At 39.3% G+C, this 9540-nt stretch carries 9 protein-coding genes; 3 read left to right on the top strand and 6 right to left on the bottom strand.

Annotated elements, in window-relative coordinates:
• Nucleotides 1-459: DUF268 domain-containing protein (locus tag J1E28_RS07170; protein WP_291028238.1), on the top strand; the 459-nt coding region annotated here is incomplete at its 5' end.
• Nucleotides 460-470: 11 nt separating this feature from the next.
• On the opposite strand, the gene rpsO is transcribed toward J1E28_RS07170, so the two are convergent.
• The 6 genes from rpsO to J1E28_RS07140 all read right to left on the bottom strand — a co-directional run bounded on the left by rpsO (nucleotide 471) and on the right by J1E28_RS07140 (nucleotide 6046).
• Complete coding sequence (rpsO, locus tag J1E28_RS07165) at nucleotides 471-743, bottom strand: 30S ribosomal protein S15 (RefSeq protein WP_291028236.1); 273 nt, start codon at nucleotides 741-743, stop codon at nucleotides 471-473.
• A gap of 81 nt (nucleotides 744-824) precedes the next feature.
• A complete protein-coding gene (gene rpoD / locus J1E28_RS07160) occupies nucleotides 825-2693 on the bottom strand; it encodes an RNA polymerase sigma factor RpoD (RefSeq protein ID WP_291028234.1) in 1869 nt (622 codons plus the stop codon).
• 175 nt (nucleotides 2694-2868) lie between these two features.
• Nucleotides 2869-3816, bottom strand: a complete 948-nt coding sequence (locus tag J1E28_RS07155; RefSeq protein ID WP_291028232.1) for a thiamine pyrophosphate-dependent enzyme — start codon at nucleotides 3814-3816, stop codon at nucleotides 2869-2871.
• A gap of 10 nt (nucleotides 3817-3826) precedes the next feature.
• On the bottom strand, nucleotides 3827-5047 hold the full coding sequence (locus J1E28_RS07150) for a 2-oxoacid:ferredoxin oxidoreductase subunit alpha (RefSeq protein ID WP_291028230.1): 1221 nt from the start codon (nucleotides 5045-5047) through the stop codon (nucleotides 3827-3829).
• A gap of 12 nt (nucleotides 5048-5059) precedes the next feature.
• Nucleotides 5060-5470, bottom strand: coding sequence for a 4Fe-4S dicluster domain-containing protein (locus J1E28_RS07145; RefSeq protein ID WP_291028228.1), 411 nt, complete (start codon nucleotides 5468-5470; stop codon nucleotides 5060-5062).
• Between the two features lie 15 nt (nucleotides 5471-5485).
• Nucleotides 5486-6046 (bottom strand): pyruvate flavodoxin oxidoreductase subunit gamma, encoded by a 561-nt coding sequence (locus J1E28_RS07140; RefSeq protein WP_291028226.1) that lies wholly within the window; start codon nucleotides 6044-6046, stop codon nucleotides 5486-5488.
• Between the two features lie 254 nt (nucleotides 6047-6300).
• On the opposite strand from J1E28_RS07140, the gene trpS reads away from it, so the two are divergent.
• Nucleotides 6301-7287 (top strand): tryptophan--tRNA ligase, encoded by a 987-nt coding sequence (trpS, locus tag J1E28_RS07135; RefSeq protein WP_291028240.1) that lies wholly within the window; start codon nucleotides 6301-6303, stop codon nucleotides 7285-7287.
• 454 nt (nucleotides 7288-7741) lie between these two features.
• Complete coding sequence (gene glnA / locus J1E28_RS07130) at nucleotides 7742-9181, top strand: type I glutamate--ammonia ligase (protein ID WP_291028224.1); 1440 nt, start codon at nucleotides 7742-7744, stop codon at nucleotides 9179-9181.
• The last annotated feature ends 359 nt before the right edge of the window (nucleotides 9182-9540 follow it).

Genomic DNA, 9540 nt, shown 5'->3' with positions numbered 1-9540 from the left:
GGCATAACATACTTTCAAGAAAATGCTACCCGATTAGAAAATATCGCGGATAATTCTATTGAATCACTCTCGGCTTTGTGCAGTGTAGAACATTTTGGGCTTGGGCGATATGGAGACCCTATCGAGCCAAATGCGTGGGAAAGTGCATTAAAATCTTTTCAAAGAGTATTAAAACCTAAGGGAAGGCTTTATATCGCTGTGCCTGTGGGGAAAGAGGATAGACTATGCTTTAATGCTCATCGTATCTACAAACCCCAAACCATCATTGATACACTTGATGAAATGCGTATCCTAGAAATGAGCTATATCCCCAATGCCCTTGATACAATAGAATGTATGAAGCTAGAAAACAATCACTTGCATATCAACCAAGAAGCTCTTGATTCTATCCCTACTATCTCTATTGCTAATCCCAAAGAATATCCCACAACCGGGCTATTTGCCTTTGAAAAGAAGTAGATTCTAGGCTACTATCTATCTTTAAGCTTAAGTTCAGCAATGAGTTTGGCGTAGCGATTGTATTGCGTCTTTTTAAGATAACTTAATAGTTTTCTTCTTTTTCCTACAAGTTTTAAAAGCCCTAGTCGGCTTGAGTGGTCTTTAGGATTTGCTTTTAGATGCTCTGTCAAATCCGCGATTCTCTGTGTAAGAAGCGCGATTTGCACCTCACTTGAGCCTGTATCTTTGCCCTCTCGTGCAAACTTTGCAATAATCTCTTTCTTTTTCGCCATATCTAAAGCCATTTTGACCTCCTTGATTGGTATAAATAAAATGTGGATTCTATCTTAAAAATCTAAAAAACACATAAATAAGCTATTTTTGCGTTATTCCTCAATATAATTTTTAAGCTTTCTGCCTACTTTTGGGTGTTTAAGTTTTTTTATCGCACTTGATTCTATCTGTCTTACGCGCTCACGCGTTACATTAAGCTCCTTACCAATTTCTTCTAATGTCCTATCACTCTCATCACTCAAAAGTCCAAAGCGCATACGAATCACCGCTTGTTCTCTATCATTAAGCTGCTCAAGCACCTCATCAATCTGCACTTTCAAATCTTCTTTCAAAATAAAATCCATAGGACCAACTAAGCTCTTATCCTCCACAAAATCACCAAATTTGCCATCATCATCACTCCCAATAGGTGCATCAAGGCTTACTGGCTCTTTGGTGATTTTAATCACATTTTTTACCTTATCAATAGGCAATCCCACTTCTTTGGCGATAAAATCAATATCTGGCTCTTTACCTGTTTCTTGCACGTGTTTGCGCATAATCTTGTGGATTCGATTAATGGTTTCTATCATATGGATAGGAATGCGAATTGTGCGCGCCTGGTCAGCAATCGCACGAGAAATTGCCTGTCTAATCCACCAAGTCGCATAGGTTGAGAATTTAAAGCCTTTTTTATACTCAAACTTATCTACAGCTTTCATAAGCCCGATATTGCCCTCTTGTATTAAATCAAGGAAAGGCAAACCGCGATTTGTGTAGCGTTTGGCGATACTTACGACAAGGCGGAGATTGGATTTTGCCATTTTTGCCTTTGCCTTATCCGAAATAGACTTCCCACGTTTAATTTGCTCCAAAATCTCTTTGAGCTTTTCAGGCTCAAGGTTAAACCCTCCCTCACTTGCCTCTTTGGTTTGAAATAATTTTTTAAGCTCCACATACACACTTACCATTGTTGTCTCTGGCACCATTGCAGCGATTTCATCGCGACTCATATTAGTGATATTAGAAAGAATCTTTTGGTGATTTTGCACAAGCATATCATTAAAAAGTGGAAGCTTATACTCAAGCCGCTTCAATTCACGTTCAAAACCATCGCCGCTTTTGAGAGTGTTTTCCATTGCCTTAACAAGTTCGCTAATAAGCTTACTTGTAGGACCCAAATCTAAAAGCTTTGTCTTTAAAATATGCTTTTTATAGGATAGAAGCAAAATATGGCTAAGCTCATCTTCACCCTCTGGGATAGGGCTTTCAAGCACTTTAAGCCATTCTCTTTTTGCCTTATCAAGCGCCTTGAAACTCTCCATTACTTTTTCTACACGTTTTTGATCTTTTTTGGAATTTGTCTTATTTGCACCCTCTTCCTCTTGCTCACTCATCTCAAAATATTCTTCCTCTTGCTCCTCTTCTTCCTCATCATCAAAGCTTCTAAAAAGCTCCTTTACGCGCCGCTCACGATTAATGAGCGCATCTTTATAATCATAAATAAAATCAATCAAATACGGCACGGAGCAAATCGCATCAAGGATTGTATTTTCCCCAAGTTCAATTTGTTTGCTAAGGCTTACTTCCTCATCTTTTGTCAAAAGCGGAATCTGCCCCATTTCACGCAAATACATACGCACAGGGCTATCACTCCTACTCCACTCAAGAAGCTCCTTATCTTTCATAAAATCAAATTCATCTTCAAGCTCCTCATCAAGCATTTTTTGCTTGTCTGTTTGACGTTTGATTTGCTCTTGGATATTGAGTATCTTGGCGGCTTCAGAGGAGCTTAAAAGTCGCTTTTTGTGTTTTTTACTCAAATCCTTAATCTTTTTTACCTGTGCGCTTGTTGGGGCTTTGTGTATGATTTGAATGATTTCCTCATAGATAACATAATCGCTAGCGCTGTTCTTAAAAAGCAACTCTAAGTCGGTATTGATTTCTTTTGATTTTTTAGCTTTATCGGATTTTTCTTGCATCATAATATCCTTTAGCAGTAATGTGGGATAGTAAAATCGGTGATTCTATCTTACTTTGAATACATTTTGATTAACATCATTTTTTTCATTCTTATGTCTTAAACTATGAAAAAAGAGAGAAAATAAATACTCCCCATTAAAGCCCCCTCTACATTAAGGGCAAAGGCGCAAAAATCTATTTTGCGCTTAATTCTTCTCTTTTTTGGAGATATTCCCAGCGAGATTCTACATCTTTTTGAAATTGCTTAATAATATGCTCATTTTCAGGTTTAAAAAGATGCTTAAATCGCCCTTGCGCACCCAAATAATCACGCACAGGCACAACATTCCGCGGACGATAAGTAATATGCACCTCCCAGCCATTAATAATCTCAAACAATGGAAACACAAGAGAATCCACCGCCAAATCACTCACCTCGATGGTTTTATGAGATTCAAAACGCCATTCTGTGGTGCAAGCACTCATTGCGTTAATAAATGTCGGTCCCTCTGTATCAACAGCGCGCTTAATTTTCTTATTCATATCTTTCCATTTATTAGGTGCAACTTGCGCAACATAGGGTGCGTGATGAGCTGCCATAATAAAAAGCAAATCTTTTTTTCGCTCTTTTTTGCCATAGCTCATACTCCCAGCAGGAGTAGTCGAAGTACTTGAGCCAAGTGGCGTAGAACCGCTCCTTTGCCCCCCTGTATTTGCATACACCTCATTATCAAGGCAGATATAAGTAATATCGTGTCCTCGCTCAAAGCAACCACTCAACCATTGAAACCCAATATCATAAGTTGAGCCATCGCCACCAAAAGCGATAAACTTAGGACGCTCACCTGTGTATCGTCCCTTACGCGCGAGAGCTTTATACATTGCCTCTGCTCCAGCAACCGCAGTAGAGCCATTTTCAAAACCAATGTGAATCCAAGGCACATCCCAACTTGTATGCGGATATACCGCACTTGAAACCTCAAGGCAGCCCGTAGAATTCCCCAAAATAACAGGTCCATCAACCGCATTTAACACCTCACGCACAATCATTCCGTGAGCGCAACCCGGGCAGAGTAAATGTGCGCCTTCAAATTTTTTTGATGATTTTTGAAATTCTTTAAGATTTTTTACTTCTTTTACCATCTTATTCTCCTTAAAAAAAGCTCATTTTAGGTCCGCGAAGTCCTAACATTTGCTGAAGCGGATGTGTAAGTTTATTTGCCTTTGCATTCGCGCTAAGCTCGACAAAAATACTCTCTAAATGCGCCTGTGTTAAATCACGTCCGCCAAGTCCATAGATATAATTTGACATTATAGGGCGCGCACTTGAGGCAAGCGCGGCTGCTGAAAACTCATTAAAAAGCATACCCATAGCTCCACCCGGAAGACTTCTATCAAGACAAGCTATTGCCTTAAGATTCTCTATTGCTGCCACTATATGCTTAAAGGGGAATGGGCGCAGAGTGCGCACAGAAATTACCCCTGCTTTAATACCTTTTTCTTTGCGCACTTTTTTTGCCGCTACACGAGCAGATTCTACACTTGTGCCAAGCGCGACAATAGCCACTTCCGCATCTTCTATATCATAAGTTTCTACAAGCTTATATGTCCGCCCTGAAAGCTTTGCAAAAGAGGCAAATACCTCTTCTATCACAAGTGCTGAATCCATAATGCCCTTATGGAGTTGCGATTTATGCTCAAAATGCCAATCTTCCTCTGTTTGCGCCCCATAGGTTATAGGATTAGAAAAATTAAGCATAGGATTATGAGGTATATAATCCCCAATAAATCGATATGCCACCTCATCAGTAAATGGACGGACAGATTGAGCAGTGTGAGAGCAAATAAAACCATCTTGATTAATAATCACAGGCACTCTCACACGTTTATCTTCAGCGATTTTAAACGCCATTAGATTAAAATCATAGACTTCTTGAGGATTATAGGTGCAGAGATTGATCCAACCTGTATCGCGGCTTAAATACATATCAGAATGATCGCCATTGACATTAAGCGGTGCTGCAAGAGCGCGATTGACAAGATTCAAAACAATAGGCAAACGCATACCAGAAGCCTGATACAGCACCTCTACCATCAGTGCAAAACCTTGTGAGCTTGTCGCCGTAGCCACACGCCCTCCAGCTGCTGCTGCACCTACACACGCACTCATAGCAGCGTGCTCGGATTCTACCATTACAAATTCACCATCAATATAGCCATTGCTCACAAAACCTCCATAATTTTGCACTATGGGCGTTGAGGGCGTGATAGGATAAGCAGCTACAACATCAATTTGCGCTTGACGAAGAGCTTGAGAGGCTGCTGTATTGCCGTCCCATACTTCAATGTCTCTAAGTTCCATTACTTTAGCCATTCTCTCCTCCTCTTATGCGTTATTTTGCGACTTTTTAGATTCTTTACTTGGCCATTCCTTGAGTGCCTCTGCATTATCCTTATGGTCGCTAAACATAAGCAATGATTTGGGATTTGTGGGGCATACACTCACACATACCCCGCAACCCTTACAATGCACATAATCCACACCTGCAAGTTTTTCATCTTGGGTAAGAATCGCCGCATCAGGACAAAATACCCAACAATTAAAGCAATTAATACAAATTTCACTATTATGCACAGGCTTTTCCACGCGCCAATGCGCTACACTATCACTAAAAGAGCTATCACCGCTATATGTTCTTACACTCTTATATAGCTCCCTTGCGCCATCTACGCCTTTTTTAAAAGGAAACAACACAGAGCCAATTTCAAATTCGTCCCAATCTTTTAGTTTTTCCATTACCTCTCCTTTGCCTCATTTGACTTCTTCATAAGCTCGTCTTATGGCAACTTTATTTGCCTCAATCACTTGTGGAGGGAGCTTTTTGCCAAGCACTTTAGAGAAAGCTTCCAAAAAGAAATCAATCTCAAGCATTCCTGATACTTTCATCAATGCCCCAAGCATAGGCGCATTAGGAATAGACTTGCCAAGCGCATCAATAGAAATTTGAATACAATCAAGCGTGTATATCTCTTTGTTTGCCAATTCTGGCTTTTTTTCAATCAACTCTTCTTTGCTTAAACGCGTGGTAATGATGTATTTTGTCGATGGTTTGTCATACAAGCAAATATTGGTAATAAAAACAAGTCCCGGATCAATCACCAAAATATAATCTGGATTCATAAATTTTTCGTGGTTAAGAATAGGTTCAGAATCTATTCTATTATAGGCTGTCATTGACGCACCCCTCTTTGCCGAACCATAAAACGCAAAGGCTTGAACTTCTTTGCCCGTCCCTGCAATCACATCGGCTAGACCTTTTGCGCCTGTTACTGCGCCTTGCCCAGCACGGGAATGCCATCGTATCTCAAGCATTGTATCTCCTTACCTTGTTGATTTTGGCAAGGATTTTAATCAAACTTTGCTTATACTCGTATCATTTTGAAACAATTTGTTAAAAACAACTTTCTAAAAAGAGAAGATTCTATACATTTTTATAGAGATATTTTTGGCTTTTTGTGCATTTATAGAACGCTCTCTCAAAGGCAATAATGCCTTAAACTTAAGCCAAAAAATCGTATAATACTCCTTTGTTTTTAGAACAACATCACAAAAGGACAATGATGAGCATCAACAAAAAACGCGTTTTTTCAGGAATCCAACCCACAGGCAATATCCATTTGGGCAATTATTTGGGTGCAGTAAGGCATTGGGTTCATTCACAAGATCAATATGAAAATATCTTTTGCATAGCCAATTCCCACGCTATCACAACGCGACAAAATCCACAAGAACTTATGGAAAAAACTTATGAGCTTGCGAGGATTCTCCTTGCGTGTGGGATTGATACCACAAAATCACATCTTTTTATTCAAAGTCAAATCGATGAACACGCAGCCCTTGCGTGGATTTTAGATTGCCATATTCCTATGGGCGATATGAGTCGTATGACACAATTTAAAGACAAATCAGGCAAGAATCCAAAAAATATTAATGTCGGCTTGTTTAACTATCCTGCACTTATGGCAGCAGATATTTTGCTCTATCAAAGTGATCTTGTGCCTGTAGGAGAGGATCAAAAGCAGCATTTAGAGCTTACACGCGATGTAGCAATGCGCTTTAATAGAGATTATGGGCAGTGTTTTAGCATTCCTGAACCAATGATAGCCAAAACCAATGCGCGCGTAATGGGCTTAGATGATCCCCAAAATAAAATGAGCAAATCCGCTAAAGGCGAAAATCACGCGATTTTTTTGCTTGATAGTCCCGAAGTGATTAGGCGCAAATGCAAAAAAGCAGTTACAGATTCTCAAAGCGATATTGTCTTTGATGAAAATCGTGCAGGGCTATATAATCTGCTTTGTATCTATGAGGTTTTGACACAAAAAAGCCGAGAGAGCATTGAATCTGAATTTGTAGGCAAAGGTTATGGGCATTTAAAAACTGCTCTTGCAGAAGTCATTATAGAATCTTTGCGCCCTATCCAGCAAACCTATGCCACGCTTTGCAATGATAAAACCTATATTCAATCAATGCTTACAAAAAGTGCGGAGGCGGTGCGCCCTATTGCTAAAAATACCTACGAAAAAGCAAAGGCATTGCTAGGACTTATTTAGAATTAAGAATCCTATGAAAATCTGCATATATTTGCTTCGCGCCTTATGCCTTGTGGGCTGCAACGATGAGATAAAAACTACACAACACACAGATTTAAACAAGCCCGATACTCCCAAAAAGGCGCAATGATAGAATCTTTCAAACAAATTTTGCTTGTGATGCGCCCAAATACAAGCCTTGTATCATAGACCAACACGATGAATACAAAAATCTAAGCGATGAAGCCTTGCGCATTCTTGCCAAAACAACAAGTTGCAGAGCAAGAGATGAGCTTAACTATCGCAAGGAAAACAGCCATAACACCAATCCTTAAAAATACTATAATTTAGAATCCCTCAAAAAGATAGGGCTAAATTTATGCCTAAAAGCTTGATATTTGTTAAAGCAGTATTCACTTATGCTATAATCCGTGCATTATGATTTTTAAGAAGCAAAAGCGACTAAGGAGCATTTATGAGTAGAGTGAATATAGATAAAAAAGCGGTGAGTGAGTTTTTTGCATTTTGTGATGAAAATGAAGTGGAATTTATTGATTTTCGATTTACTGATATTAAAGGTATATGGCATCATTTGAGCTTTTCTCGCAATGCAATTAATGAGGAGAGCTTTGAGGGCATACCCTTTGATGGTTGCTCTATCCCCGCGTGGCAGCCTGTTAATAAATCTGATATGATGCTTATCCCTGATCCTGTGCGCTATTTTATTGACCCTTTTACTGCTGATACGACTGCTGTGGTATTTTGCGATATTTGGGATATTTATAAAAATGCTCCTTATGAGAAATGCCCTCGCTCTATTGTCAAACGCGCAATGAAACATCTCAAAGAAACCGGTATTGGCGATGTGGTATATTATGGTTCAGAAAATGAGTTTTTCATTTTTGATTCGATTAAGATTAAAGATTCTGTGAATTGTCAATATTATGAAATTGATTCTGAAGAGGGAGAATGGAATCGTGCGCGTGAATTTGAAGGTGGCGTCAATATGGGGCATCGTCCGGGCACAAAAGGCGGGTATTTCCCTGTGGCTCCTGTGGATTCTATGGTGGATTTACGCGCTGAAATCGTCAAAGTGCTTAATCAAGTGGGGCTAGAGACTTTTGTGCTTCATCACGAAGTTGCACAAGGGCAAAATGAAATTGGCGTGAGATTTGGTGATATGCTTGAGAGTGCGGACAATGTGCAAAAGCTCAAATATGTTGTAAAAATGGTAGCTCATCTTAATGGCAAAACCGCAACCTTTATGCCAAAGCCACTTTATGGCGATAATGGTAGCGGTATGCACGTGCATATCAGTATTTGGAAAGATGGGCATAATCTCTTTGCAGGTAATGATTATCAAGGCTTAAGCCAAATGGCTTTGCATTTCTTAGGCGGTGTGCTTAAACACGCCAGAGCCTTAGCGGCTTTCACAAATCCTAGCACAAATTCATATAAACGTCTCATTCCCGGATTTGAAGCCCCAAGTATTCTTACCTACTCTGCGCAAAATCGCTCCGCAAGTATTAGAATCCCATACAATAGTGGCGAAAAAGCAAAGCGAATGGAGTTTAGATTCCCCGATAGTTCAGCAAATCCCTATCTTGCCTTTGCAAGTTTATTACTTGCAGGACTTGATGGAATCAAAAACAAAACTCACCCGGGCGAGCCTATGGAGATTAATCTCTTTGAGCTTACTCTTGATGAGATTCGCGAAAAGGGCATCAAGCAGCTTCCACATACCTTGCGCCACGCCATTGAGGAAATGCTAGCAGATAAAGCATATTTGAAAGAAGGTGGGGTATTTAGCGAGGAGTTTATCCAAACCTATAAAGCTTATAAATTTGAAACAGAGATTTGGCCTTGGGAGGCGCGCCCTCACCCCTTTGAGTTTCTTACAACTTATAGCTGCTAAAGCTTAGCATAGGGGGTTTAGGTAGCTTAAGTGGGATTGATTGTAGAATCTTTATTTTACTTAATTGCAGTTTCTTGTTTTTTTATATTTTAGATTCTTGCTTGGAATTTTTGTTTTTTTAAAATTTTTAGTTTTCTCATCAAACTTTTTAGATTCCTAGAATAGATTTTTATTATTAAAGGTTTTAGATTCTTTATTTCTTTTTGCAGGGGATTAAGGAGAGCTTAGATTTATAAGTATAGATTAGTATTTTATTTTTTAAAACTTAAGGGAGATTCTAGAATCTTCTCAACTTACTTGTAATAGTCTATTTTTTGACTCTTGTTTTTGATATAAGTTTAAGCTCTAATGTGAAGCTA

It is taken from the genome of Helicobacter sp., assembly GCF_022511165.1.
GTDB lineage: Bacteria > Campylobacterota > Campylobacteria > Campylobacterales > Helicobacteraceae > Helicobacter_C.
Note: the sequence above shows the minus strand (reverse complement) of the source record. Positions and strands in the feature narration are given on the sequence as shown.